This window comes from Vibrio variabilis (assembly GCF_003263785.1).
GTDB classification, from domain to species: Bacteria; Pseudomonadota; Gammaproteobacteria; order Enterobacterales; family Vibrionaceae; genus Vibrio; species Vibrio variabilis.
Map to the genome: position 1 here is coordinate 1 of NZ_JYJK01000107.1, position 25,215 is coordinate 25,215.

A 25,215-nucleotide genomic window follows, 5' to 3' on the forward strand; every position below is an offset into this window, starting at 1 on the left:
GCCATTTGTGCCATCGTCTGGAAACTGCTTAAAAACCAAGGTAAGAAGCAGACAGAGTTGGAGATCCAAGTGGTATGATCCTGTCCCAATTGAAAGCGCATATTGAAGAAAACCCAGGCGTAAGTCGTCAGGACTTAGCAAAGCAGTTTGCTCTTAGTGAGGATGGTGTGGATGCGATGCTGGCGGTCTGGATTCGAAAAGGAAAGCTTTCAAGGACGGAAGACTGCGATAAGAAAGGGGAGGTGGTACGCGTGAGGTATCATGTGAACCAACAGGATGGTCTCTCGCTGAGCGTAACTATGTAATTGCCAAAAAAGTAGCCTTAAACACAATGCAATCGCAAAAAGCTCCGACACCGTCGGAGCTTTTTATTGGGCGATACTTAAGTAATTCTGAACTATTACGCCTTTTTGAACAGCTCACTATTCAAAAGTTGTGCTTGGATGCGCTCAGCCAAATCTTGCTGCTCGTCATCGCTGCGATACTCACCTTTTGCATTGCCCCATAGTGGTCCAGGCCACGCCAAGTCATCTTTGTACCTTACAATATGGTGAACATGCAGTTGCGGTACCATATTTCCCAGCGCGCCGAAATTGAGTTTGTCTGGCGTAAACAGTGTCTCCAATGCTCGGTTAACTGCTTCCGACTCAATCAGGAATTGTTGCTGTTCTTGCATCGGTAGATGGTGCAGTTCGGTTAGTTCGGCTTTTTTCGGGACTAGGATAACCCAAGGCACGGAGTTGTCGCGGTGCAGTAGCGCCAGACTCAATGGAAATTCACCAAGTAGGGTAGTGTCTTTTTTTAGTTGTGGGTGCAGTTCAAAGCTCATTGCAGTTGCTCACATCAGAAGGGATACAAAAAAGGCGAGCTGCTTTCGCATCTCGCCTTCTATTATGAATGGTAATTCAAAAAATTACATTCTTTCTAGTGTCTCGATACCCAGTAGCTCAAGACCTTGTTTGATAGTCTTCGCAGTTAGGGCCGCAAGACGTAGACGGCTTTGTTTAACCGTTTCGTCTTCTGCAACTAGGATTGGGCACGCTTCGTAGAAGCTAGAGAATTGACCTGCTAGTTCGAATAGGTAGCTACACATGATGTGAGGCTGACCTTCACGAGCCACTGACTCAACCGCTTCTTCAAATTGTAGAAGCTTAGCGACCAGTGCTTTCTCTTTTTCGTCAGTGATCTTGATGTCGCCAGTAAGCTCATCCATAGATACACCCGCTTTCGCAAATACAGACGCAACACGCGTGTATGCGTACTGCATGTATGGTGCTGTGTTACCTTCGAACGCAAGCATGTTGTCCCAGTCGAACACGTAGTCTGTGGTACGGTGCTTAGAAAGGTCTGCGTATTTAACCGCTGCCATCGCAACTGTGTTCGCGATGTTTGCTTTTTCGTCGCTCGCTAGCTCCGGGTTCTTAGATTCGATAAGCGCGTTTGCACGCTCTACTGCTTCATCTAGAAGATCCGCAAGACGAACAGTGCCACCAGCACGAGTCTTAAATGGACGACCATCTTTACCTAGCATCATACCAAACGCATGGTGCTCAAGCGTGGTTGATTCTGGCACGTAGCCTGCTTTGCGAACGATAGTCCATGCTTGCTGAAGGTGCTGGTGCTGACGTGAATCGATGAAGTAAAGTACGCGGTCTGCGCCTAGCTGCTCGTAACGGTACTTAGCACATGCGATATCAGTGGTGGTGTATAGGAAGCCGCCATCGCGTTTTTGGATGATAACGCCCATTGGCTCACCATCTTTGTTTTTGTATTCATCAAGGAATACAACTTGCGCGCCGTCATCTTCAACCGCTAAACCTTTTTCTTGAAGATCTTTTACGATAGCTGGAAGCATGTCGTTGTACATACTCTCGCCCATGACGTCTTCACGAGTGAGTGATACGTTTAGACGGTCGTAGTTGCGCTGGTTTTGAATCATAGTGATATCAACCAGTTTCTTCCACATCTCAGCGCAGAACTCATCACCACTTTGCAGCTTAACGACGTAGTTACGAGCGCGTACTGCGAACTCTTCGTCTTCATCGTACAGCTTTTTAGATTCACGGTAGAAGGCTTCTAGGTCAGAAAGCTCCATTGACACTTCACCAGACTCTTTTTGAACGCGCTCTAGGTTTGCGATAAGCATACCGAATTGAGTACCCCAGTCACCGATGTGGTTTGCACGAACAACCTTGTGGCCAAGGAACTCAAGAGTACGAACAACGGCATCACCGATGATGGTTGAACGCAGGTGACCAACGTGCATTTCTTTAGCAACGTTTGGCGCCGAGTAGTCAGCAACGATGGTTTGTTGCTCTTGTGTCGCGACACCTAGGCGAGCGTCTGCAAGTGCTTCATCAGCTTGCTGAGCTAGAAACTCTTCGCTTAGGAAGATGTTGATAAAACCAGGACCTGCAATTTCAGTTTTGCTAGCAATTCCATCTAGGTCCAAAACGTCCAGAACTTTTTGCGCGAATTCTCGTGGATTAGTACCCAACTTCTTAGCAACGCCCATTACACCGTTTGCTTGGTAGTCACCAAACTGTGGTTTTGCAGATTGGCGAACAGCCGCAGGACTGCCTGCAGGTGCGCCAGCGGCTTCAAGAGCCTGAGATACTTTGTCGTTGATCAGTGCTTGGATATTCACACGCATTTCCTTCAAAACTTGGCTTCAATTCTTGGAATTGACTTTTATCTAGTAAATTGGCGCACATAATAGCAACTTTAGCGCCGCTCACCTAGGGGGAAAGTTTGTATTTTTTCTGATTCTAGCTCAATCCTGCTACTATTTGGCGTTTGATGACCAAAGTGAGCTCGAAAAAATGCAACAAACCCTTTTAGAAAAAGGTCTAGTGCCTTCTGCAATGTTGAATAAAATCGATGATTTTCTGGATAATATTCAGGCTTTATGCAGCCTATTAGCTATCGATTTATCTGCTTATCAAGCTGACCACATTGCTCTGCGTATCAACGATGGTGAGTTAGCAAAAGCTGCGCATCATGCATGGCTAGACTACGGCAAAGTGATCTCTGAGGCGCAAATTAATGGCCGTCCAATTATTGTATTGGAATTCGACAACCCTATTAAAAGTCATGGCTGGTCGATCGAGTGTTTGGAGTTGCCGTACCCTGCCATTGGTAAAACTCACCCGGTTGAGGATTGGGAGCATGTTGAGTTTGTGGTGCCATCAAAGGCTCTGACTGCGGACGCATTATTGCTGGATTTATATACTAAGTTCCCAGAGCTAGAGAATCAGCTGGAGAAAGCAAAAGCGCAAGGTGTAAAAGTGAAATTATCGAGCCCGAAAGGTGAAGGGGAGCGATTGGCCAATCCAACGGTTGCGTTTAAATTCAATAACATCTGCATCAAGCTACATCCACACAGTTTGAAAAATATCGTGGCTTCAGAGCAAGATTAATGGTCTCGCTTAACCTGACAATATTGTGACTAACCACGACATGGTTGGTTGAAATTTACACACGGTAGTGACGTTCTGATACCGATGAGCACGCGTTGGCAAGCTACACTAAATAGACTATTCAGTGTTAAGGAAGCGACGCGTGCTAAAAAGGAATTTTATTCGTTCAATTTTAATCGGCTCAGCCCTGTTGTTGTCTTTTCTATCGAGTAACAGTTATGCCGAGGCGTTTGATTTTGATAACGCCCCTTGCGAGCGCAGCGCCACTCAAACGGTGTCTAATGCTCACTTAGATCTCAACCTTCACTTCTGCAATCAGCTAACGCTTCATAATGGCAAAAAGAGCAAATGGACGGATGAACAAATTGCCGCGTATTTAACCGCAGCCAATCGCTGGCTAGAGGTGATCTCTGCCGTGGATAATCTTGAGCATCACACCATAGACATTAATTTTCATGTGGTTCCGATGGACAACGCCAATGGTATGGCAGGCCCCGAGGCTGAGATTGACGTCAATTGGCGGTTAATTCCCACCGAAGGATCGGTGTTTATTGGTAGCCATACGTATCAGCCCGGGTTTGATCCTGTTGAGTTCAACGCCAATATTCTGCACGAAATGGGTCATGTATTTGGCATTGGTGCCTATTCTATGGACTACACGCGCCGTGATAGCCAGCTTGGGAACCTGTTTATGGTGCGTGATAGTCAAGCCGTCAAACGTTTCAATGAGCAGTACAAAGCCAGTTTCCGTGAACTTCCGATCAGTGATGATGGAGGGCACCTCTATGACTCCAAAGGCAGTGAGGATGAAAAACGCTACGATAAGAATGGCCAGCCTGTGCCGAACATGAGTCAAGAACTCATGGCCAACGGCACCTTAATTGGGCCAGTGACTTTAGGGATGCTGGACGACTTAGGCTATCAGGTTGACTATTCCAAAGGCGATTCTTACTAGCAGCAGATAAAAAAGCTGCTCTCATATTATTGAGAGCGACTTTTTAGAATCAATGACAAGGTCACTCGCTATAAGATAACCGTCTTGTTGCCGTAGACGAATACGTGATCGTTAATCACTTTGTTCAGCGCTTTCGACAATACGTTTTTCTCAACGTCACGACCTGCTTGCGCCATATCGGCTGCGCTAAAGTTGTGATCTACTGGAATCACGTCCTGTTTGATGATCGGCCCTTCGTCTAGGTCATTAGTCACAAAGTGCGCCGTTGCACCAATGATTTTTACGCCGCGGTCATAAGCTTGCTGATAAGGTTTCGCACCAATAAAGGCTGGCAAGAAGCTGTGATGGATGTTGATGATCTTATGGTGATACTTTTCAACGAAGGTCGGCGTAAGTACGCGCATGTATTTGGCAAGTACTAGGTAGTCAGCATCGTATTGGTCGATGGCTTCGAGCATTTTCGCTTCATGCTCTTCGCGGCTAAGTCCTTCGTGAGAGACGCAGTGATATGGGATATCAAACTTCTCGGTTAGACCTTGCAGGATGTCGTAGTTACCAATGACTGCGGCAATGTCCACATCTAGGCTGCCATCAAAGTTCTTCATTAAGATATCACCAAGACAATGGGCTTCTTTAGTTACCAGAATCACAATGCGTTTACGCGATGAGTCAACAAGTTTGCGCTTGGTGCCTTCTGGAAGCGCGTGGTCTAGGTCAGCAAGGAAGGTCTCATCGTTGAAGTAACCTTCTAGCTCAGTGCGCATAAAGAAATGGCCACTAGTATTATCCACAAACTCATTGTTATGGATGATGTTGAGCTGGTGCTTGTAACAGATGTTGGTGATTTTTGAGATCAGTCCAGGCGCATCACTGCAATGCGTGAGAAGGGTTTTCTTTTCCATGATTTACTGCTTCCGTGAAAATATTGTTCTTACCTTATACGAGCGGCTTATTAGCGATTCAAATGCTTGGCGCGAACACAAACATTGAGTTGTTTAGGGCTCATATGAGGATTTAGTTTGGGTGCGATCTATGAAGGTTGTACGCAATATAACCGACATTATTAATCTATTCTGTGTAAGGTTTCAACAAAAGATGTGACCTAAACCGCTTTGTCGTCAGGCGCAATAGGGCATTTTGCTTTTCAAAGCCGATTTTGAACCAGCGCATTTCAGTTTTTGAACTGCAAAGGGTTTGGGTATACTAGGCCAATTGTTTGCAATCAGCGGTGCCAAATGGGTTCACGTACAATCAACAAAGCTTTTGCCTCCGATGGAGCGCTGGGCTCAGTTATTCCGGGTTTTCAGCCTCGTCAGCCTCAGCTTGATATGGCGAACGCCGTCGATCAGGCGATTGAACATCAAACCCAGTTGGTGGTTGAAGCAGGAACGGGTACGGGTAAAACATTTGCTTATTTGGTTCCGGCTCTGCTTAGCGGCAAGAAAACCATCATCAGTACCGGCTCAAAGAATCTTCAAGAGCAGTTGTTCCACCGTGACTTACCCTTGATGGTCGAAGCGCTGGGCTTTCATGGACAAGTATCACTGTTAAAAGGGCGCTCCAACTATTTGTGCCTCGATAGACTGAGTCGCCAAATGGTGGAGAGTCACACCACCGAAACTCAGACCGATTTGCTGTCACAGTTGGTGAAAGTGCGTTCGTGGTCATCGGAAACCAAGTCTGGAGACCTAGGTGAGTGTGACGCCATTGCGGAAGACAGCCCGATCATTCCAACCATTACATCAACCAATGACAATTGCCTAGGCAAAGAGTGCCCAAGCTACGAAGATTGCTTTGTACTCAAAGCAAGGCGACGCGCGCTCGATTCCGACGTTGTGGTGGTGAACCACCATTTGTTTATGGCCGATTTAGCATTAAAGAGACCGGATTTGGCGAGCTTATTCCTGAAGCGGACGTATTCATCTTCGACGAAGCACACCAGATCCCAGACATTGCCAGTCAATACTTCGGTCAGTCCATATCGAGTCGCCAAATTCAGGATTTGTGCAAAGACATCGAGATAGGCTATCGCACCGAAGCCCGTGACATGCGTCAGCTACAAAAAGCGGGAGAGCGCCTATCACAAGCAGCGATGGAGATGCGAATCATCCTAGGTGACACCGGATTTCGAGGCAACTGGCGAGACGCCATTGCATCGCCGAACATCAAGCGAGAAATGGAGCGCTTGATGGACGCACTAGAGTTTGTGATAGAGGTACTAAAGCTGGCATTAGGCCGCAGCCAACTGCTGGATACCGCGTTCGAACGTGCCAATTTAGTCAAGGGGCGCCTAGAGCGTGTCTGCGATGTGACCATCACTGGTTACTCCTATTGGTACGACACCTCCCCGCGCCATTTCAGCCTACATATCACGCCGCTCACTGTCGCTGATAAGTTCCATGAGCAAGTTGAAATGAAAGGCGGTGCCTGGATATTCACCTCGGCAACCCTCGCGGTTTCCGATGACTTTGGACATTTCACGTCACGTCTGGGCTTAGTGCCTAAGCAGCAGTTTTCTCTGCCAAGTCCGTTTGATTACCCCGAGCAAGCAAGGCTGTGTGTGCCGCGTTACCTACCTGAGCCAAACAGTCCGGGACTGGCTAATAAGTTGGTGAGCATGCTAGCCCCCGTGATTGAGCAAAACCAAGGGCGATGTTTCTTTTTGTGTACTTCGCACAGCATGATGCGCGAGTTAGGGGAGAAGTTTCGCGAAACCTTGTCACTGCCCGTCCTACTTCAGGGCGAGACCAGCAAGCAAAAAACGTTGGCAGAGTTTATGGAGCTTGGTAACGCGCTGCTGGTGGCAACAGGGGCGTTTTGGGAAGGAATAGATGTTAGAGGTGACACCTTGAGCTGTGTTATCATCGATAAATTACCGTTTACCGCACCCGATGATCCCTTGCTTAAAGCTCGGATCGAAGATTGTAAACTGCAGGGCGGTGATCCGTTCCAGCAGGTTCAAATACCTGATGCGGTGATTACCCTGAAACAGGGCGTGGGGCGCTTGATTCGTGATCAGAAAGACCGAGGGGCGCTCATCATATGCGATAACCGTTTGGTGACGCGCGAGTATGGTGCGACCTTCTTATCCAGTTTACCGCCGATCCCACGCACTCGTGATCTTGGTGTAATAAAACAGTTTTTAGCTCAGGACATGGCGCCTGAAGCGACAGAAGAACAAATTGAGAAATAAATGACTTACAAAATACTCGCGATCGATACCGCAACCGAAAATTGCTCAGTGGCTTTGCTGGTGGGTGACACCACATACTCACGCAGTGAGCTGGCTCCGCGCGACCACACTAAAAAAGTGCTACCAATGGTAGATGAGCTGCTTAAAGAAGCAGGTTTGACACTGGCTGAACTGGATGCGTTGGCTTTTGCGCGTGGTCCAGGTAGTTTCACTGGCGTGCGTATCTGTATTGGTATCGCGCAAGGTTTGGGCTTTGGTGCGGATTTGCCGATGATTGGGATTTCGACGCTCAAAGCGATGGCGCAAGGCGCGTATCGTGTTGACGGCGCAACAACGGTTGCAAGTGCAATTGATGCTCGTATGAATGAGGTGTATTGGGGACGCTTTGAGCGTCTTGAGTCTGGTGACTGGCAGGATGTGGATCAAGAGCAAGTTGTCCCGCCGAGCGTGTTAGCTCAGAACCTAGTGAAAGATGAGCACACGTGGGCAACAGCTGGCACAGGCTGGGAAGCATACGCGGACACGCTATCTACGCTTGCTATCGACACTCAAGCCTCACAGGTTCAGTTCCCAGAAGCGCAAGATATCGCTTATCTTGCTCAGTTTGAGCTGGCACAAGGCAATACTGTTCCTGCTGAAGAAGCCAGCCCTGTGTATCTGCGTGATACTGTCGCTTGGAAAAAGCTGCCGGGCAGAGAGTAATCAAGGAGAGGGCTAGCTGGTAAATCGCTAGCCCGACTAGACTATGGTTTCGATAAACGGCTTACCTTTCATACCCAACCAACGTAAGACACAAAAAGCCAATGCAAAAAAGGCAGTGTCGAAAGCCTCCACGTCTCAATCTTCGCAACCCACAAGCCAATCTACTCAGGTTACCAAAGTCGCTCAAGCTGTGGCGCACTCGGTCAAACACTTATCCGACGCTGACATGGCTAAGGCTCAGGTTCAGTACGATCTTCCCGAAGGCCGTTCGAAAAAGGCATTGGAAGAGTATATGAATGTCATGAATCGAGCTAAGCGCGAGGAACTCCAGCAGTTGCTTGGTGTCGATATCTATATATGATAATAAGAGTTATTTGCTTTAACTAGAGTATCCTATTTATGAAAACACTTCTGAAACTCAGCAGTATCTTGGCATTAAGTGCCATTTTGAGTGCATGTGGCAGCCTTCCCGATACCTTGGCGACTACTAATGACAATGTAGTGGCGACCTATCAAGGTGTATTGGATACCAGTGATAACACTGAGGTTCGCTTGGGCGGTGTTATTGATACGGTAAAAAATCTTGCCGATAGAACGCGTATCGAGGTGGTCAACCTTCCCATTGATAAGTACGGAAAACCTGACATCAGTGAAGAGCCTAATGGCCGCTTTATCGCTTATGTCGACGGTTTTGTCGACCCGATTACTTATGCTCAAGGGCGTCTAGTCACAGTCGGTGGCCATAAAGAAGGGCTGGAGCGCGGAAAAATTGGCGAATATGAAGGTGATTTCCCGGTTATTAAGGCGTATGGCAATTACTTGTGGCGCGTTGAAGAGCGCTTGATCATCAATCGAGACTTTGGCGGCTATAGCTCTTGTTGGGGCTACTACTGTGACGGCTTCTACTATCATGGCGGACCGAGCACCGGCAGAGTCATCAAAGAGGTGAAGTAGGATTGGACTCTAGCTTCAAAGAACAGTCGGTCAAGATAGATGACAGAACGGTTGCCTATCTTGAGCGTCCAGCAAAAACAACGGCCGCAAAGACGGTCGTTTTTATTCATGGCTGGATGGATAATGCCGCCAGCTTCCACGCACTGTTTCCATTTATTGAACAGTATGCTCCCGACTGGCGAGTCATCGCGATTGATTTGCCCGGTCATGGTCACTCGAGCCACAAGAGCGAGCATCACTTTTATAATTTCCATGACTACGTTGACGATCTTCACCGCATGTTGGTTAAACTTCACGCGGTTGATGTCTGCCTGGTGGGTCATTCACTTGGTGCATTGATTGCGAGTTGCTATAGTGCAGCCTTTCCAGAAAAAGTGTCCTGTTTAGTTCAAATCGAAGCGCATATCCCACTTTCGGAATCACCGCAGCTGAGCCCTGAACGGTTAAGAAAAGGCATTGAAAGCCGAGAGCGCTGGCGCAATAAAACAGCCAAATCCATCCCTTCAAAGCAAGATGCGATTGCGATGCGTAAACGCGCGACCAAACTCCCAACTGAAGCGGTACTACCGATTGTCGAGCGCGATCTCCGACAATTGGGAGATAAGTGGGTCTGGCGACATGACAGTAAGCTCAAATGCGAGTCGGTCTATCGTATGAGTGAGCCGCAAGCCTTGGCAATTATGGAAGCCATCTCGGTGCCTCATCTGATCATACTTGGTCAGCGTGGGTACGCGTATTTGCAGCGTCCAGAGTGTTTGCAGCCGCTTCGCAACGCACAGATTGAGATGGTAGAGGGCGATCACCATTGCCATTTGGAATCACCAGAGCAGGTATTTGAACTAATACTTGGACGAGTTAACAAAAATTAAACAAGTGTTTGAGTCTTTCGTGCGCTAACTGGTCTGCTGTGTTGTAATAGCAGGAATAATAAAACATTCATAGTCCCATAAAGTGTTAACAATATTTTAAAACAACACTGAAAATCTGCCTATGAAACGAAAGAGTGACCTTACACGCAAGGAGTAGAATTGTGGATAAACCTTGGCTTTCTCGATACCCAAGCGATGTGCCTGAGCAAATCAATCCAGATCAGTACCCCTCTCTAGTTGAAATGTTCGAACAGTCGATTCACAAATATGCAGACCAACCTGCGTTTGTGAACATGGGTTCGGTTATGACATTCCGTAAGCTGGAAGAGCGTAGCCGAGCGTTTGCAGCGTACTTACAAAATGAGCTAAAACTGCAAAAAGGCGATCGCGTTGCGATCATGATGCCAAACTTGCTGCAATACCAATCGCGCTATTTGGTGTGCTGCGTGCTGGCTTATCGCCGTGAACGTGAACCCTCTCTACACGCCGCGTGAGCTTGAGCACCAATTGAATGATGCCGATGCTAAAGCCATCGTTATCGTTTCAAACTTTGCCAATACGCTTGAACAAGTCGTTGATAAAACGCCAATCAAGCACGTAGTACTGACAAGCCTTGGCCAAATGCTGCCAACTGCGAAGGGGACGATTGTCGACTTCGTCGTTAAGTACGTAAAAGGCATGGTGCCTAAGTATGACCTACCAGGTGCGATTTCATTTAAGAAAGCGTTGAGTAAAGGTCGCCGTTTGCAATACGTGAAGCCGTTTATGACGGGTGACGATATTGCCTTCTTGCAATACACCGGTGGTACTACTGGTGTTGCAAAAGGGGCGATTCTCACACACCGCAACATGATTGCGAACGTGATGCAGGCGAAGGTATGTACGCGCCTGTATTGAACGAAGGTCGTGAGCTGGTGGTGACCGCATTGCCGCTGTACCACGTGTTCGCACTGACGGTGAACTGCTTGCTGTTTATTGAAATGGGTGGACAAAACCTGCTGATCACCAACCCGCGTGATATCCCAGGCTTTGTAAAAGAGCTACAAAAATACCCATTCACTGCGATTACCGGTGTAAACACCCTATTTAACGCACTCATCAACAATGAAGATTTCCATGAGCTCGACTTCCGCGGCCTAAGGCTGGCTGTGGGCGGTGGTATGGCAGTGCAACGCGCTGTTGCAGAGCAGTGGAAAAAGACCACGGGCTGTTTCCTATTGGAAGGTTATGGTCTCACCGAGTGTTCTCCATTGGTGGCAGCGTACCCGCACGATCTCACAGAATACAACGGTTCGATTGGCTTACCTGTACCATCAACGGAAGTGCGCATTGTCGATGAAGACGGCAACCCAGTCGAAGGTGATGGCAAAGGAGAACTGCAGGTTCGCGGTCCTCAAGTCATGCAAGGCTACTGGCAGCGTGCTGAAGCGACGAAAGAAGTGATCAACCAAGAGGGGTGGTTGTCGACAGGCGATATCGTTGAGTTTGATAATGACGGCTTCTTGCACATCGTTGACCGCAAGAAAGACATGATTTTGGTTTCAGGCTTTAACGTCTATCCAAATGAAATCGAAGATGTTGTGGCGCTGAATGACAAGGTACTAGAAGTCGCTGCGATTGGTGAGGCGAACGAAGCCTCTGGCGAGATCGTTAAGATCTTCGTGGTTAAGAAGGACAACTCACTAACCAAAGAAGAGATCATCGAACACTGTCGTCAGCATCTAACAGGTTATAAGATCCCGAAACGTGTTGAATTTAGGGATGATCTACCTAAGACCAACGTCGGTAAGATCTTGCGCCGCGTATTGCGTGAAGAAAACGACGCAAAACTGCTCAAGACCTCAGAGAAGACAGTTTAAGTTAACGTTTGATTACAATCAGTGCTAAAATGCCAGCCCGCAAAGCTGGCATTTTTTATGAAGAGAGATTGAGTGGAATACCAAATAGTAACAGAGTTTGCCGAGCTAGAGTCGGTATGCAGCAAGGCTCGTGAATCCGATGTCGTGATGTTGGACACCGAGTTTGTGCGCATTCGTACTTACTACCCTAAGCTGGGTTTGATTCAGCTTTATGATGGTGAACAGCTGTCTCTTATCGACCCACTTACAATCAGTGACTTCACCCCGTTCATTGAGCTTCTCAAAGATACTTCAGTATTGAAGGTGTTGCACGCTTGTGGTGAAGACCTTGAAGTGTTTGCCAACAGCTTCAATTGCATGCCTTACCCTATGGTAGATACACAAATCATGGCCGCATTTCTTGGTCATGGCTTGTCGACAGGCTTCGCAGCCTTAGTGCAAGAGTATCTGGATGTTGAGCTTGATAAGAGTGAATCTCGCGCCGACTGGGTTGCACGTCCACTAACTGATAAGCAGCTCGACTACGCGGCAGCCGATGTTTATTACCTATGGCCGCTTTACTTTAAGCTGTTTGCAAAAGTGGAAGCCAAAGAGTGGTGGGAAGCGGCGCAGCAAGAATCGGATCTGTTGATGCAAAAGCGCGGCAGAACGCCTAATCCTGAGAATGCCTACCTAGATATCAAAGGAGCTTGGCAGCTTAAACGTAAACAGCTTGCAGTGTTAAAACCATTGGCGACTTGGCGTTTTAATGAAGCGTTAAAGCGTGATTTGGCCTTGAACTTTATCATCAAAGAGCAAGAGCTGTGGACGGTTGCCCGTCATGGCTTGAAAAAGCCAAAGCAAATGGAGCAAGAGGGCATTGACCCTAGAGCGATCCGTCGTCACGGTGAGCGTATCGCTGCCATCGTAAAACGTGCTCAGCAAACACCTGAAGAAGATTTCCCAGAGAAAATCGAACGTCTCATGGATTTTCCAGGCTACAAACAAGTCTTTAAGACATTGAAAGACGAAGTGAAAAAGGCTGCTCAGCACAGCGGTTTAGCGACCGAGTTTTTAGCGTCTAAAAAGCAGCTAAATCAGTATCTATCTTGGGTTTGGAAGCATCAGCGCGATCCTGCCAAGCTGCCGGATGTGATGCAAGGTTGGCGATTAGAACTGTTTGGTCGTCAGCTCGACCAAGTGATGGACGCTTAATCACGCACCCAAGCTTACAGCGCTACTGACAACAAAAAGGCTCGCCATTGCGAGCCTTTTCAGCATTTACTTTTCGTCTTCTGGAAGCTGCACGTTGAGCTCGAGAACCGAAATGTCATCGTCTTTGTGTTCGAACGACAGATCCACCATAGATGGGTCAACGTCGACGTACTTAGCGATCACTTTAAGGATATCTTCCTTTAATTGCGGTAAGTAAGACGGAGAAGGCGAGCCTTCACTGCGTCTCTCTGCAACGATGATTTGCAAACGTTCTTTCGCTAGGTTTGCTGAGGTCTTCTTCTGCGGGCGGAAAAACTCAAGTAAAGACATCGCTTACCCCCGAATAGACGTTTGAAGATACCTTTCTTCTGCTCTGTTAAGAAGCGGAAGTCGACTTGCTCACCTAGTAGACGGTCAACGGTGTCTGAATACGCCATACCCGCATCAGACTCGTCATCAAAAATGACTGGCACACCTTTGTTTGAGGCATTCAGTACCGCTTGGCTCTCAGGAATAACGCCAAGCAGTGAAATGTGTAGGATCTCTTCCACATCTTCAACCGACAGCATTTCGCCTTGTGTTACGCGTGCCGGGTTGTAGCGAGTGAGCAGTAGATGCTGCTTAACCGGCTCTTTGCCTTCTTCTGCACGGCGCGATTTTGAGTCAAGAATGCCAAGGATACGGTCTGAATCGCGAACCGAAGAGACTTCTGGGTTAGTAGTGACAATTGCTTCATCAGCGAAGTACAGCGCCATTAGAGCACCTTGTTCAATACCCGCAGGTGAGTCACAAATTACGAAGTCGAAACCCATTTCATCTAGGTCGTCTAGCACGCGGCGCACGCCTTCTTTGGTTAGAGCGTCTTTGTCACGAGTTTGTGAGGCAGGCAGAATGAATAGGTTGTCTGTGCGCTTATCTTTAATCAGTGCTTGGTTTAGCGTTGCTTCACCATTGATGACGTTAACAAAGTCATACACCACACGACGCTCACAACCCATGATTAGGTCGAGGTTACGTAAGCCGATGTCGAAGTCGATTACTGCCGTTTTTTTGCCTTTGAGCGCAAGACCCGATGCGATAGCCGCGCTCGAAGTTGTCTTACCTACGCCGCCTTTACCCGACGTTACCACAATAATGCGTGCCATTTATTGTATTCCTTAAAATTCTAAATCGTGAGGATCTCGAAATCGAGTTGGTCGTCGGTCATCCCGAACAGCACCTTTTTACCCCAATATTCACGTTCAATCTGATCGCTGAGCCAGTAGTTCCCTGCTATGGAGACTAGTTCAGCTTGTAAGTCGTTGCAGAGAATTTTTGCATCGCGTGAGCCACTTGCCCCTGCGATAGCTCTGCCTCTTAATGTGCCATGGATATGAATAGTGCCGTCAGCAATAACTTCGGCGCCCGCACTCACATGGCTTAATATGACAAGGTCACTATTTTTGGCATAGATTTGTTGCCCAGAACGAACTGGGTTGCGAACAATTTTGGTTGGTTCCATTTTGGCGGGGGCTTGAGAAGGTGCTTTACTGGCCGTCATGACTGCAAACCCTGCCTCTGAAGCGAGGTTTTGCAGGCGTTTGTCCTGGCAGCCAGTAATGCCAACTGGAATCATACCTATCTCTTCGACACCCAGTTTGAGGTCGATAAAGTTAATATCGCCTTCGACTTGGCTAACATTGATCACGACGGGAGCCGAAGCGAAAAATGTCGGGGCTTGAGAGACTTTTTGCTGTAAAAATTGAACTGCTTTGGAAACATCGTTGTCAGAAAGATGCAACACCGATAAGGTGAAGCTACTGCCTTTCAGATCTGGGGATTGAGACATTGATGATCAAATCCTTGTGCCATTGACATTGCTTTTGATTAGGTTTGCCAATGTAACCGTATCTAGAGGTCACTTGGGAATATTCATGTTATATTTCAACACTAGATACAGCAAGCTATCTTGCTCTCAAATGGATAATTAACTCTCAATTTTCCATAAACTAACTCAATTATTTCTTCGACTTGAGAAGATAGGCAACCACAAGAGATACAACCATGCTTTGTTCAATCTATAAAAGCACTAAAAAAGACGGGGCATACCTGTATATTGCTAAGAAAGACGACTTTACACCAGTACCAGACGCGCTCATGGAGATGTTTGGCCGACCTCAGTTTGTGATGGTTGTGAACCTCGCTGGTCGCAAGTTGGCCTTGGTGGACGTGGAGAAAGTAAAAGCCTCGATCAACGAGGAGGGCTTTTTCTTACAATTGCCACCACCGCCAGAAAACTTGCTAGATAAATATAAAGAGCAGAAAGCTCAACAGAAGTAATCCGAATGCTCAGGGGAGGGCACGGTGAAAACGATATTGTCAGTGATACTAGGAGCAAGCCTAGCCACAAGCGCAGCAGCGCAACAAAAGGAATCCTTCGAGGAGTATGTCGCAGGCCTCAAGCAAGAAGCACGTGCCAAAGGGATTTCAGAGCAAATCTTAACAGAAGCCTTTGCTGGAGTTGAATACAAGCCCAGAGCGGTCAAAGCTGACCGCAACCAGCCCGAGAAAAAGCTCACTTTGGATGAGTACATTCCAAGAGCGGTGCCAGACTGGAAAGTCAAACAGGCAAAAGAGCTGCACGATAAGCACTACGCTGAGCTAAAACGTATCGGCGATGAGTATGGCGTCCAGCCGCGATTTATTGTGGCGCTGTGGGGGTGGAAAGTAACTTTGGCCGCTTCACGGGGAATTACCGCGTCATTGATGCGCTGTCGACCATGGCTTACGAAGGGCGACGCGAAGCCTTCTTCCGCAGTGAAGCCCTTGCCGCTCTGACCATTCTAGAGCAAGGTCATATTGCACCAGAGGACATGAAAGGGTCTTGGGCTGGAGCAATGGGTCAAAGTCAGTTTATGCCAAGTTCTTTCTTAAACTTTGCAGCCGACGGTAACGGCGATGGTAAGAAAGACATTTGGGACTCAGAAGCGGACGTATTTGCTTCGACCGCGAACTATCTCGCGCAATCTGGCTGGATGATAAGTACACTTGGGGTCGTCAAGTCAAAGTGCCAACAGGTTTTTCTCCAGAGCTGCAAGGTCGTGAGTCTGAAAAAGGCAAGCTACTGCAAGAGTGGAGTGAGTTAGGTGTCACTAGATACGATGGTCGTCCGTTGCCAAAGTTGGATGACGATATCAAAGCGTGGCTCATTATGCCCGATGATGAAAATGGTCGTGTTTACTTGGTGTACAACAACTACAACGTACTCATGAAGTGGAATCGCTCGTATTATTTTGCTCTAGCGGTGAGTCACTTAGCTGATCGAATTGCGATGAAGTAGTGGTGGTTGAAGGCGTTCTTCAAGTGATAGCGCTGACCTAATAATCTACAGAAAAGGGCTCAACGTACTCAGGCCGCGTACGTTGAGCCCTTTATTTATCTTAGCCAGTCACTTTTTCTAAGAAACTTGCCAACTCATCCACTGCCTGTTTATTAGCAGATTGAACCGTGACTTCAGTGCCTTTCACCAACTGCAGTGTTTGCAGTTTAAATAAGTTTTTGGCAGTGGCGGTTTTCCCTTTTGATACTATTTCGACATCTTCAGCGTACTGCTTTGCTTGTTTAACAAACTGTGCTGCAGGTCTGGTGTGTAGGCCACTTTCCGCTGTAATTACGGCATTTTTCTTATACATAGCGTTGTCCCCTCGTTAGTCGACGAATATCTCTGTCTCTGTTTGTACCTAACGTCAGGTACGAATACTGTGACAAAGAGGCAAACTTGCCAATACAAGGGCAAAGTGTAGGGAAAAATGAGAGGGAGTTAACGTTATATGATTGATTTTTAGAGGGAAATGTCGTGCAACAAGCTAGAGGGTAACAGTAAGGGAGCGAACTCCCTTACTTGATGGATTACTTTTTAGCTGTGTGGAACTGCTCACAGGCAATCATAGTGTTCTCAATCAGGCTGGCTACTGTCATAGGACCAACGCCGCCAGGAACCGGAGTAATGAAACTTGCGTTGTCTTTGGCAACGTCGTATTCGACATCACCCACTAGGGTGCCATTTTCTAGACGGTTGATACCCACATCGACGACTACCGCCCCTTTTTTGATCCAGTGGCCTGGAACAAAGTTTGGCTTACCAACAGCCACCACCACCACGTCCGCTTGACGCACGTGACTCTCTAGGTCTTTCGTGAATCGGTGACAGGTTGTCGTTGTACAACCAGCTAGTAGCAGCTCTAGTGTCATTGGGCGACCAACAATATTAGATGCACCCACAATCACCGCGTGCTTACCACGAAGTTGAATGTTGTAACGATCAAGGAGAGTGATAATGCCTTTTGGCGTGCACGAGCGTAACTTAGGAATGCGCTGCGCTAGACGACCGACGTTGTATGGATGGAAGCCATCAACATCTTTTTCTGGGATGATGCGCTCAAGAACGTGAGTCGTATCGATACCTGCAGGAAGCGGCAATTGCACCAAGATACCATCAACCTCAGGGTCATTGTTCAGCTCATCAACTAGGCTTAATAGCTCTTCTTCGGTTGCGCTAGCTGGCAAGTCGTAAGACTTAGATACAAAGCCTACTTCTTCACACGCGCGGCGTTTGCTGCCCACATAAACCTGCGAGGCTGGGTCTTCACCCACTAAAACAACGGCTAACCCCGGCGCTCGAAGTCCTGCGTCCGTTCTCGCTTTAACACGAGCGGCGACTTCTGAGCGTACAGTTTGAGAAATGAGTTTCCCATCAATGTTTTGAGCAGACATAATTTTTCCTTGAGAAAGTTAATTGACTGTTATTTTTGTGTGCATTGTCCCAGAAATCTATTTCAAAAGCTACAACGCAAACGTTTGCATTGGTGTGTTTTTCGTCTTTTGCTGATGTGTTGACTTTTTTTTGGGCGTTTAAACCGCTCAAAGCAATAAAGCCATTGATTTACCTCTCCTAACTCGTATAATCCTTTCCCTATAGCGCGCCCTTAGCTCAGCTGGATAGAGCACGTCCCTTCTAAGGATGTGGTCGTAGGTTCGAATCCTACAGGGCGTGCCATTCTTTCCCTCGACACAGTCCTAGATTCAAATCTAGCGAGGACTGTGCCATGAAAAATGTGAATCCCTTCACGAACAATCCCAACAGATACTTTACTACAAGCGATAGTGCTTACCCTTTTCGATTTTCAAAATAGCTGTCATCCGTAGGCCATTACGGCTTTCTTATAGTGTTTAACTGATTGAAAGAAATAGACTAAGTTGCGTGAACTTGTTTTCTCACGCGCTAAAAGAGCTCCCCTTTTTTTAAGAGGCTCTCTTAGCGATTTTGAATGGTATGCCATTGAGATAGTGGCAAAGATGAGTGTGTTTAATGGCGAAGCGACAGGTTATTGTTTCACCGCTGTTGACCACATCACCGCGGTATCATTGAAGATGATGCCGCTAAGGTATACGTCGCTTTGATAGGTGACGGTCGTCATCATTCCTTCGTAAGCGCCATTAAAGCTATCATCCGCACAGTTCGATGCTTCTGCTCCTAAAACGTTAAAGTAATAGCGATTGTACCTAAGCGTGCCATTCACAATACAAGAGCCATTGATCTCAAAACTGCCGTCAATGGCAATGCGCCAGGTTGTCCCATCGACAAGGTTAGTATGTGTTCCAACTAGGCTGGCTAGGTTCATCGAATCTGAAACTTTGGCTAACGAGTAAGCTACCATTTGGTCGTTAACATCGCCGTAGATGTATATGCCGTTTTCGGACACTTCGCCTGTGACCGCAATTGTGTCATTGACTAAGTAGTCTCCGGTGTTGCTTACTTGCGTTATACCTTTGGTTTTCGCCAGATTGCCCTCAAACTCTCCAGTGTGAGTGAGTAAGATTTCGTTTGCACTGAAGTCTCCAACCACAATAGGGTGGGTCTCTCGCTCTGAGTCCACAACGGTGATAACAAAGTCTTGTTCATTGAAATAGACACTATTTCCGGTGAAAGGCTCTGGCTCTGGCTCTGGCTTAGGAACCGGCACGTCAGGAGGAAAGTAATCTTCGACCTCGCTGCTTTCATGCCCACAGCCTAGTAAGAGGCTTGTACAAAATGTCGAAACAATAAGCGCTTTCTTCATTGTACTCTTCGTCCTTAATTACTAATGGGAGAATTAGAAGTTATAGCGAGCACCGCCATAAATACCGCTCACACCAAATTCTATTCCCTCAATATCAGAGGCTTCGGTAAATCTATAGCCAATTACCAAGTCGACTCCAGAGTCAAAGGCATAACCGCCCTCAACACCGAGTTGGTAGGCCGTTCCTGAGTTCGTTTCACTGGTGGAATTATGCGAGAGTTTCATTTCCATTTGCCCGACACCTATAACGGCAGCAGCAAACGCACCCGTACTTAATGTGTATTTAGGACGAAGGTTAACGCCATAGAACGAGCCGCTTGATTGGAACTTATTGTCATCAATATTAAAATCAGCTTCACCAATGGTGCGATACTCCGCCTCAACACCTAGGTCGAACATGGGGGTGATGGTGAAGTTATAACCAGCGAGCGCGCCTAAACCCACTTCGTTTGTTTCATCAAAGGAGGCGCCTTGGGTCTCAAGTGCGGTCTTATTTCCTAGAGCAAGATCAGCACCAATGTATACTCCACTGGCTGACGCAACACCACACACTCCAAATATTATTGGAGCAACCACTACATGTATTTTTTTCATTTTTATTCCTTATAAACAACAACTCATCAGCATGCTATACAATAGGGTGAATAACAGCAAATGGCATAAGTGTATTCATGTGTCTGATGAGATCTCGATCAACATAGGTGGGGCGTAAGGCTATGAATTTATATACTTTCTTGTTGCCTTTAAACGTTGTACTACTTGTTCTTGAGGGCTTCGAATACCAACTTGCACTTAGACAACCATCAAATGATTTAGCAGAATGCTCAAACAAAAAAAGAGCGGAAAGCTTTATGCTTACCGCTCTTAATCACTGTTTTCTAAGTTTAAAAGTCTGGCTCTTGTGAGTAGAAGACTAATGAATTAAGAGAGCCCACGTCGTCGGCAAAGCCACAAGTAGCTGCCGTGATGCTGTATGGATTAAGATGGCTGTTTCGCTTATCGCGCCAAGAGAAGCGGCAGCCTTCTTTGAACAGCCTTGCAATTTAGCAGTGGGTCATTTTTACATCGGCGCTGACAACTAAAAGCTTTATGGCTCTAACAAGAATATAATGCTGTATAATAATCGCTCAATTCACAAGGTTTGGTTTTCTGTTTGAATTACGCAGCAAAGCCACACTATGGCTCAATACCTTAGAGTGTAATGACACGATGTATGAGAATAATAAGATTTGAGCTAAGCTTGAGGTGTTGAAATATAGAAGATGGAAAATATCTTCAAGCATGGTTGGTCATGAGAAATTTGTGCGACAAACCCTCTTGTCTTAGTTTTTCTCTATTTTTGATGTTCAATATTAAATTAAACCTAAGTGTAATAATTACCCCAGAAATCATTCGTCATGTGAATAAGTATTTGGTGGGTATGTTTTATTTTTATATGTTCAAAGTGGAATTATCTGAAATAGATATAATTCGACTTCTTTACTGATGTTCTATAAAATGCTTTACGGATTTATATAAGATCTCAAAGGGATTGAATGTTGTCAATAAGTGAAGGTTGAAGCTATGTGTGGGGGTAAATGTTAATTTTAATATTTATTTTCTTATAGTGGCTTTAATAGTTTTAACTTAGTATTAAGGGAAGTAAAGAAGTGAAGAAGGCGCTAATATTTATCGCAGTTGCACTAACAGGATGTAGTGCAACAAACGTCGAATCGCCAAACGGTTATACTCTGGATAGTTTGAAGGGCCTTCATATGGAAGGTTTAATGGGATACCTAGAAAAAACATCTAGCGGTGATTATGAGTTTACAAAGTTCACATTCAATTGGGCTAAAGCGGATAGTGACGAACCTTGGGTAAAGCTCGCAACGCTAGAGCCCAATTTTTCAACCGATCCACATGATTGTGGGACTAGGGGCTTATTAGGTAAGGTTGGAGATGATGATCATAAATATTGTGATACAGACAATTACGCTCAGATATTTAGGTCTACCGAAATATCAACAGGTGATGTGTTCCAATCAACTGTCGGCAATGCTGCATATATTGCTTTTTCCTTTGGCCTTGGTGCACTATCAGCGGGTGGTTACTACACTAGTAGTTTCGATGAGGATGCGTATAGCCAAGCAGTTGAACAAGCAGCCAAAAGGCTGGAGCGGTCTAGCTTTATTGAAGAGTTAAGTGAAGCGAAAGATTATAAAAAAAATACTAATGTTAAGCTTCGTAATGAATTGAAGAACCGCAAGCAACACCTTGAAGAATCCTTGAAAATCCGCGTAAATGACAAAAGTGGGTTATACGGAAGTCAAGTTCCATCAAGATTTGTGCAGGTGATGGAGTCTAAATCAAAGAGAGTAAATTTTGATTACCAAGTATTTTCTTCACCCCTAGATCTTAAGGATTCAGTAACTAACCAATATGCTGAGCTTCGAGATACTTATAAGCATTATCTTCATTGTAATGAAAGCTTAAAAGATTGGAACTTCAAAGTAGATGGGTGTGATGTAAGTTACGCCTTATCAGGAGATGATTATAAAAAGGGTTTTACTGTTGAGTATACAATCAACTCCAAGAAAAGGGGCTACATTGCTTATCCGTTCGAATTATCTGACGAAGTAATTTCAATGAAGACTGATGGTCATAGAGCATTGAAGATATCGAATAACTCAGACAAATATGTTGTTGTAGATTCGCTTGCTTTTTATGTGGACAGAAAAGTAGACCACAAGTCGAATGTAAGTATAGAGCTGCCACCGAGGGTGGAAAAAAATGTAAGCTCTATGTTGAATGATACCGTTGGCTATCTTAGCTTACGTAACTTTACAGAATTAGACCTTCGTAAAAAGCGAGATATTGGAGCAGCCCTTAGATACAAATTTGTTGATACGGGTAAAGATAAGACGTTATATCAAACTAAACTTATCGACTCGAAAATGTATTTACAATAGACCTTCGTTGACTTGAACTGATTATGATCGGGTGGATGCCTATCTTTACCTAGCTCAATTCCTCTTCCAAACGAGTACCAACCTAAGGTTCGGAATCACCCTTGTCCTGTTTGGAGTATTCCGTACTTATCGGTTAGGTTATTTGAAGAGTGAGCTTGCCATAGGCGTCACCTTTTCTGTCGTGTGAAGAGGTGAATTTAACTCTCAATAACATTGTGCATCAATCTTAAGCTCTATAGAATGCGCGGGTCTTCATCTTGATAAAGAGAACTCGTGATGTCTTTTTCTAACCTCGCTTAAGCCAACCTATTCTTGATGCAGTAGCGTCGCTTGGCTATCAAAAGCCAACCACGATTCAAACCAAAGCAATTCCGATTGTCCTAAAAGGTGAAAACCTGATTGCAGCGGCACAAACGGGTACCGGTAAAACGGCGAGTTTTGTGCTGCCTATTTTAGAGAAGCTAAGCCAAAGCGAAACCCAGCGAAAGAAGCGTGCTCGCGCGATCATCTTAACGCCGACTCGTGAACTGGCACTGCAGGTAAACCAAAGCATTGAAGCTTACGCGCAGCATCTGCCTTTAAAGTCGATGGCGATGTTTGGTGGTGTGGATTACGCACCGCAAAAACAAGCGCTGATTGATGGCGTTGATATTGTCGTTGCCACTCCTGGCCGCTTGATTGATTTGTACGGTCAGCGCGCGATTCATTTTGATGAGCTCGAAGTACTGGTGTTAGATGAAGCCGATAAGATGCTTGATATGGGCTTTATTGAAGCCATCAACAAAATCATCGCACGCGTACCAGAAGATGCACAAAATCTGCTGTTTTCGGCAACGCTCTCAAACCCTGTTCGAGAGTTAGCAAAATCGGCGATCCGCGATCCTGAAGAGATCTCGATTACCAAACACAGCGCGTCAAAGAGCAACATCAAGCAGTGGATTGTCACGGTCGATAAAGACATGAAATCTTCGCTGCTTAGTCACATGCTACAAACGAATGACTGGAAGCAAGCGCTGATTTTCATCGAGACGAAGCACGGCGCTGCAAAGTTAGTTAGCCAGCTTGAAAAGCGTGGCATTGTCGCCGAAGCGTTTCACAGTGGTCGTAACCAGAAGGTGCGTCAGCAGTTGATTGAGTCGTTTAAAGCTGGCGAAATCCAGTACCTAGTCGCAACAGGCGTTGCGCGCGTGGTATCGATATTGAAAACCTACCTGTGGTTATTAACTATGACCTACCATACCCTGCCGATGAATATGTGCATCGCATCGGTCGTACAGGTCGTGCTGAAGCGGTGGGTGAGGCGGTATCCTTGGTCTCTAAAGACAACTTCAAGAACCTTTGCATGATTGAGAGTCGTTTAGGCCATTTGCTAGAACGCGTAGAGATTGAAGGCTTTACCCCAAGAAAACCGGTGCCAATCTCGATTTTGAATTACGTGCCAAAGCACAAACGCGAAGCAAGAGATTGATGAGAAAAATGCCCCTGATTTGTGTCAGGGGCATTTTTTATTCGGCTTTTTCAATCAGCTCTTTCAATCAGCTCTTTCAATCAGTAACGTAATGCCATCCACATCGATGACTTTGACCAACGTCCCTGAGGGGAGGGCTTTGTCACTGTAGGCTGACCAAGAGGTATCACCTAGCTTGATGCGGCATTTACCGCGATTGATGTCTTCTTCAAGTATGGTGGTTTGTCCAAGCAATTGCTTGTCTTTTTGGTTTAGGTCACGCTGCTGATCGGAGTGTTTGTCGACCTTATGTTGTTTGCGCCACCAAAGCCAGGTAAGGGCGAGAGAGAACACACCAAAGCTCACCCATTGAAGCTGCCAACTAATGGGCACAAACGCCAATACAATGCCAACCAGCATTGCTGAGATGCCGAGCCACAACATATACCCAGCCGTGCCAAGCAGCTCGCCGCAAAGCAGCAGTAAACCTAGGGCTAACCAGTGCCAATAGTTAACTTGGCTGAGTAATTCAATCACGCTTTATCCTCATTGTTGCTTGCTTTCGATTGGTTGAACATTTCCGCAATACCGGCAACAGAGCCCATTAGTCCAGTGGCTTCAAGAGGTAGCATGATGATCTTACCATTTTCAGCCTGACCAATCGTTTTCAGCGCTTCAGTATAACCTTGTGCGATGAAGTAGTTCACCGCTTGCATATCACCTTGTGCAATGGCCGTTGATACCATCTCGGTTGCTTTGGCCTCTGCTTCAGCGGCACGCTCACGCGCTTCTGCTTGAAGTATAGCAGCCTGCTTGTCACCCTCAGCTTTGAGGATTTCGGCTTGCTTTTGACCTTCCGCACGCAGAATTTCAGCCTGACGGACACCTTCTGCCTCTAGAATCTCTGCACGTTTATTACGCTCAGCTTTCATTTGTGCATTCATTGCAGCAGTTAAGTCAGCTGGTGGCTGAACATCACGGATTTCAATACGAGTGACTTTTACGCCCCAAGGGTTGGTGGCTTCATCGACGATAGACAGCAGCTTGGTATTGATGGAGTCACGCTGGCTGAGCATTTCATCCAACTCCATAGAGCCAAGTACGGTACGCATGTTGGTCAGTGTGAGGTTACGAATTGCATGTTCAAGGTCGTTAACCTCATAAGCGGCTTTTGCTGCATCGACCACTTGTACAAAACAAACCGCATCAATAACCACGTTGGCGTTGTCGCGTGAAATGACCTCTTGCGGTGGGATATCCAGAACGCGTTCCATCATATTTACCTTGTTACCGACACTATCGATAAAAGGAATGATGAGGTTCAGACCTGGTTTGAGTGTGTGGGTGTAGCGTCCAAATCGCTCTACTGTCCAGTTGTTGCCTTGTGGAACGGTTTTTACCCCTGCGACGATAAAGACAACAGCAACAAGAATAAACCCGCCAATAGTGATCATTGCATCAATAGCCATGACAATTTCCCTGTATTAAAAATGTACATATTCTCAATAGTATACAGTTTAGTTGAGACATTTATGTGTAATGAAGTGTATTTTTTCGATGGGTAATTATTAGTTGTA

General features: G+C 46.3%; 22 protein-coding genes, 1 tRNA gene and 4 pseudogenes. 15 read left to right on the forward strand and 12 right to left on the reverse strand.

Translation table 11 applies throughout. The features are described from left to right. Positions 1-74: 74 nt before the first annotated feature. Positions 75-305: a FeoC-like transcriptional regulator gene (locus tag TZ48_RS19215; protein ID WP_112480311.1), complete on the forward strand. Its 231-nt coding sequence runs from the start codon at positions 75-77 to the stop codon at positions 303-305. A gap of 95 nt (positions 306-400) precedes the next feature. Here the strand turns inward: TZ48_RS19215 and TZ48_RS19220 are convergent, their stop codons facing one another. Both TZ48_RS19220 and argS read right to left on the reverse strand, forming a co-directional pair. Continuing rightward, a complete protein-coding gene (locus TZ48_RS19220; protein WP_112480312.1) occupies positions 401-829 on the reverse strand; it encodes an HIT domain-containing protein in 429 nt (142 codons plus the stop codon). An 84-nt stretch (positions 830-913) separates the two neighbouring features. Continuing rightward, complete coding sequence (gene argS, locus TZ48_RS19225; RefSeq protein ID WP_112480330.1) at positions 914-2,647, reverse strand: arginine--tRNA ligase; 1,734 nt, start codon at positions 2,645-2,647, stop codon at positions 914-916. Between the two features lie 175 nt (positions 2,648-2,822). On the opposite strand from argS, the gene TZ48_RS19230 reads away from it, so the two are divergent. Continuing rightward, the gene (locus tag TZ48_RS19230; protein WP_112480331.1) at positions 2,823-3,419 is read left to right on the forward strand and encodes a VOC family protein; all 597 of its coding nucleotides are present in this window, start codon (positions 2,823-2,825) and stop codon (positions 3,417-3,419) included. Between the two features lie 142 nt (positions 3,420-3,561). Beyond that, on the forward strand, positions 3,562-4,374 hold the full coding sequence (locus TZ48_RS19235; RefSeq protein ID WP_112480313.1) for a hypothetical protein: 813 nt from the start codon (positions 3,562-3,564) through the stop codon (positions 4,372-4,374). Between the two features lie 68 nt (positions 4,375-4,442). Here the strand turns inward: TZ48_RS19235 and purU are convergent, their stop codons facing one another. Beyond that, the gene (gene purU / locus TZ48_RS19240) at positions 4,443-5,276 is read right to left on the reverse strand and encodes a formyltetrahydrofolate deformylase (RefSeq protein ID WP_112480314.1); all 834 of its coding nucleotides are present in this window, start codon (positions 5,274-5,276) and stop codon (positions 4,443-4,445) included. 333 nt (positions 5,277-5,609) lie between these two features. Between purU and TZ48_RS19245 the strand changes: the two are divergent. The 7 genes and pseudogenes from TZ48_RS19245 (at position 5,610) to rnd (ending at position 13,145) form a co-directional block, all read left to right on the forward strand. Continuing rightward, a pseudogene (locus tag TZ48_RS19245) lies at positions 5,610-7,567 on the forward strand (ATP-dependent DNA helicase). Then, on the forward strand, positions 7,568-8,269 hold the full coding sequence (tsaB, locus tag TZ48_RS19250; protein WP_112480315.1) for a tRNA (adenosine(37)-N6)-threonylcarbamoyltransferase complex dimerization subunit type 1 TsaB: 702 nt from the start codon (positions 7,568-7,570) through the stop codon (positions 8,267-8,269). A 43-nt stretch (positions 8,270-8,312) separates the two neighbouring features. Beyond that, the gene (locus TZ48_RS19255; RefSeq protein WP_112480316.1) at positions 8,313-8,630 is read left to right on the forward strand and encodes a chromosome partitioning protein ParA; all 318 of its coding nucleotides are present in this window, start codon (positions 8,313-8,315) and stop codon (positions 8,628-8,630) included. A gap of 38 nt (positions 8,631-8,668) precedes the next feature. Further along, positions 8,669-9,223 carry a Slp family lipoprotein gene (locus TZ48_RS19260; RefSeq protein WP_112480317.1) on the forward strand — a complete coding sequence of 185 codons (555 nt, stop codon included), beginning with the start codon at positions 8,669-8,671 and terminating at the stop codon, positions 9,221-9,223. Between the two features lie 2 nt (positions 9,224-9,225). Beyond that, complete coding sequence (locus TZ48_RS19265) at positions 9,226-10,092, forward strand: alpha/beta fold hydrolase (protein WP_112480318.1); 867 nt, start codon at positions 9,226-9,228, stop codon at positions 10,090-10,092. Between the two features lie 161 nt (positions 10,093-10,253). Beyond that, positions 10,254-11,951, forward strand: a pseudogene (fadD, locus tag TZ48_RS19270) (long-chain-fatty-acid--CoA ligase FadD). 72 nt (positions 11,952-12,023) lie between these two features. Continuing rightward, positions 12,024-13,145: a ribonuclease D gene (gene rnd, locus TZ48_RS19275; protein WP_112480319.1), complete on the forward strand. Its 1,122-nt coding sequence runs from the start codon at positions 12,024-12,026 to the stop codon at positions 13,143-13,145. 66 nt (positions 13,146-13,211) lie between these two features. Here the strand turns inward: rnd and minE are convergent, their stop codons facing one another. From minE to minC, 3 genes are read right to left on the reverse strand one after another with little or no spacing between them, the layout of a single operon-like run. After that, positions 13,212-13,475: a cell division topological specificity factor MinE gene (minE, locus tag TZ48_RS19280; RefSeq protein ID WP_042476441.1), complete on the reverse strand. Its 264-nt coding sequence runs from the start codon at positions 13,473-13,475 to the stop codon at positions 13,212-13,214. Further along, positions 13,424-14,290, reverse strand: a complete 867-nt coding sequence (gene minD, locus TZ48_RS19285; RefSeq protein WP_112480320.1) for a septum site-determining protein MinD — start codon at positions 14,288-14,290, stop codon at positions 13,424-13,426. Before minD ends, minE begins: the two co-directional genes overlap by 52 nt. A 20-nt stretch (positions 14,291-14,310) precedes the next feature. Continuing rightward, positions 14,311-14,973 carry a septum site-determining protein MinC gene (minC, locus tag TZ48_RS19290; RefSeq protein ID WP_112480321.1) on the reverse strand — a complete coding sequence of 221 codons (663 nt, stop codon included), beginning with the start codon at positions 14,971-14,973 and terminating at the stop codon, positions 14,311-14,313. Between the two features lie 215 nt (positions 14,974-15,188). Between minC and TZ48_RS19295 the strand changes: the two genes are divergently transcribed. Together TZ48_RS19295 and TZ48_RS19300 are read left to right on the forward strand one after the other, a co-directional pair. Then, positions 15,189-15,464: a YcgL domain-containing protein gene (locus TZ48_RS19295; RefSeq protein WP_042500946.1), complete on the forward strand. Its 276-nt coding sequence runs from the start codon at positions 15,189-15,191 to the stop codon at positions 15,462-15,464. Positions 15,465-15,608: 144 nt separating this feature from the next. Next, positions 15,609-16,464, forward strand: a pseudogene (locus TZ48_RS19300) (lytic murein transglycosylase). Between the two features lie 100 nt (positions 16,465-16,564). Here TZ48_RS19300 and TZ48_RS19305 read toward each other — a convergent pair. Both TZ48_RS19305 and folD read right to left on the reverse strand, forming a co-directional pair. Continuing rightward, positions 16,565-16,816, reverse strand: a complete 252-nt coding sequence (locus TZ48_RS19305; protein WP_112461249.1) for an HPr family phosphocarrier protein — start codon at positions 16,814-16,816, stop codon at positions 16,565-16,567. Between the two features lie 217 nt (positions 16,817-17,033). Next, positions 17,034-17,897, reverse strand: coding sequence for a bifunctional methylenetetrahydrofolate dehydrogenase/methenyltetrahydrofolate cyclohydrolase FolD (gene folD, locus TZ48_RS19310; RefSeq protein WP_042501001.1), 864 nt, complete (start codon positions 17,895-17,897; stop codon positions 17,034-17,036). Positions 17,898-18,103: 206 nt separating this feature from the next. Here folD and TZ48_RS19315 point away from each other — a divergent pair. Then, positions 18,104-18,180, forward strand: a tRNA-Arg gene (locus TZ48_RS19315). Positions 18,181-18,508: 328 nt separating this feature from the next. Here the strand turns inward: TZ48_RS19315 and TZ48_RS19320 are convergent. Then, positions 18,509-19,243, reverse strand: coding sequence for a hypothetical protein (locus tag TZ48_RS19320; protein ID WP_112480322.1), 735 nt, complete (start codon positions 19,241-19,243; stop codon positions 18,509-18,511). Between the two features lie 33 nt (positions 19,244-19,276). After that, positions 19,277-19,837 carry an outer membrane protein gene (locus tag TZ48_RS19325; RefSeq protein WP_112480323.1) on the reverse strand — a complete coding sequence of 187 codons (561 nt, stop codon included), beginning with the start codon at positions 19,835-19,837 and terminating at the stop codon, positions 19,277-19,279. Between the two features lie 1,055 nt (positions 19,838-20,892). On the opposite strand from TZ48_RS19325, the gene TZ48_RS19335 reads away from it, so the two are divergent. Together TZ48_RS19335 and TZ48_RS19340 are read left to right on the forward strand one after the other, a co-directional pair. Continuing rightward, entirely contained in the window at positions 20,893-22,191 is a 1,299-nt protein-coding gene (locus TZ48_RS19335) for a hypothetical protein (RefSeq protein WP_112480324.1), read from the forward strand. 308 nt (positions 22,192-22,499) lie between these two features. After that, positions 22,500-23,659: pseudogene (locus tag TZ48_RS19340) on the forward strand (DEAD/DEAH box helicase). Between the two features lie 63 nt (positions 23,660-23,722). Here the strand turns inward: TZ48_RS19340 and TZ48_RS19345 are convergent. Together TZ48_RS19345 and TZ48_RS19350 are read right to left on the reverse strand one after the other, a co-directional pair. Next, entirely contained in the window at positions 23,723-24,175 is a 453-nt protein-coding gene (locus TZ48_RS19345; protein ID WP_239670989.1) for an NfeD family protein, read from the reverse strand. After that, on the reverse strand, positions 24,172-25,107 hold the full coding sequence (locus TZ48_RS19350; RefSeq protein WP_112480325.1) for an SPFH domain-containing protein: 936 nt from the start codon (positions 25,105-25,107) through the stop codon (positions 24,172-24,174). Before TZ48_RS19350 ends, TZ48_RS19345 begins: the two co-directional genes overlap by 4 nt. Positions 25,108-25,215: the final 108 nt, after the last annotated feature.

Bases quoted from the DNA above. Each gene is read 5' to 3' on its own strand.
- TZ48_RS19215 (WP_112480311.1), top strand. From the start codon at position 75: ATGATCCTGTCCCAATTGAAAGCGCATATTGAAGAAAACCCAGGCGTA.
- TZ48_RS19220 (WP_112480312.1), bottom strand. From the start codon at position 829: ATGAGCTTTGAACTGCACCCACAACTAAAAAAAGACACTACCCTACTT.
- TZ48_RS19230 (WP_112480331.1), top strand. From the start codon at position 2,823: ATGCAACAAACCCTTTTAGAAAAAGGTCTAGTGCCTTCTGCAATGTTG.
- purU (WP_112480314.1), bottom strand. From the start codon at position 5,276: ATGGAAAAGAAAACCCTTCTCACGCATTGCAGTGATGCGCCTGGACTG.
- tsaB (WP_112480315.1), top strand. From the start codon at position 7,568: ATGACTTACAAAATACTCGCGATCGATACCGCAACCGAAAATTGCTCA.
- TZ48_RS19255 (WP_112480316.1), top strand. From the start codon at position 8,313: ATGGTTTCGATAAACGGCTTACCTTTCATACCCAACCAACGTAAGACA.
- TZ48_RS19260 (WP_112480317.1), top strand. From the start codon at position 8,669: ATGAAAACACTTCTGAAACTCAGCAGTATCTTGGCATTAAGTGCCATT.
- minE (WP_042476441.1), bottom strand. From the start codon at position 13,475: ATGTCTTTACTTGAGTTTTTCCGCCCGCAGAAGAAGACCTCAGCAAAC.
- minD (WP_112480320.1), bottom strand. From the start codon at position 14,290: ATGGCACGCATTATTGTGGTAACGTCGGGTAAAGGCGGCGTAGGTAAG.
- minC (WP_112480321.1), bottom strand. From the start codon at position 14,973: ATGTCTCAATCCCCAGATCTGAAAGGCAGTAGCTTCACCTTATCGGTG.
- TZ48_RS19295 (WP_042500946.1), top strand. From the start codon at position 15,189: ATGCTTTGTTCAATCTATAAAAGCACTAAAAAAGACGGGGCATACCTG.
- TZ48_RS19305 (WP_112461249.1), bottom strand. From the start codon at position 16,816: ATGTATAAGAAAAATGCCGTAATTACAGCGGAAAGTGGCCTACACACC.
- folD (WP_042501001.1), bottom strand. From the start codon at position 17,897: ATGTCTGCTCAAAACATTGATGGGAAACTCATTTCTCAAACTGTACGC.
- TZ48_RS19320 (WP_112480322.1), bottom strand. From the start codon at position 19,243: ATGAAGAAAGCGCTTATTGTTTCGACATTTTGTACAAGCCTCTTACTA.
- TZ48_RS19325 (WP_112480323.1), bottom strand. From the start codon at position 19,837: ATGAAAAAAATACATGTAGTGGTTGCTCCAATAATATTTGGAGTGTGT.
- TZ48_RS19350 (WP_112480325.1), bottom strand. From the start codon at position 25,107: ATGGCTATTGATGCAATGATCACTATTGGCGGGTTTATTCTTGTTGCT.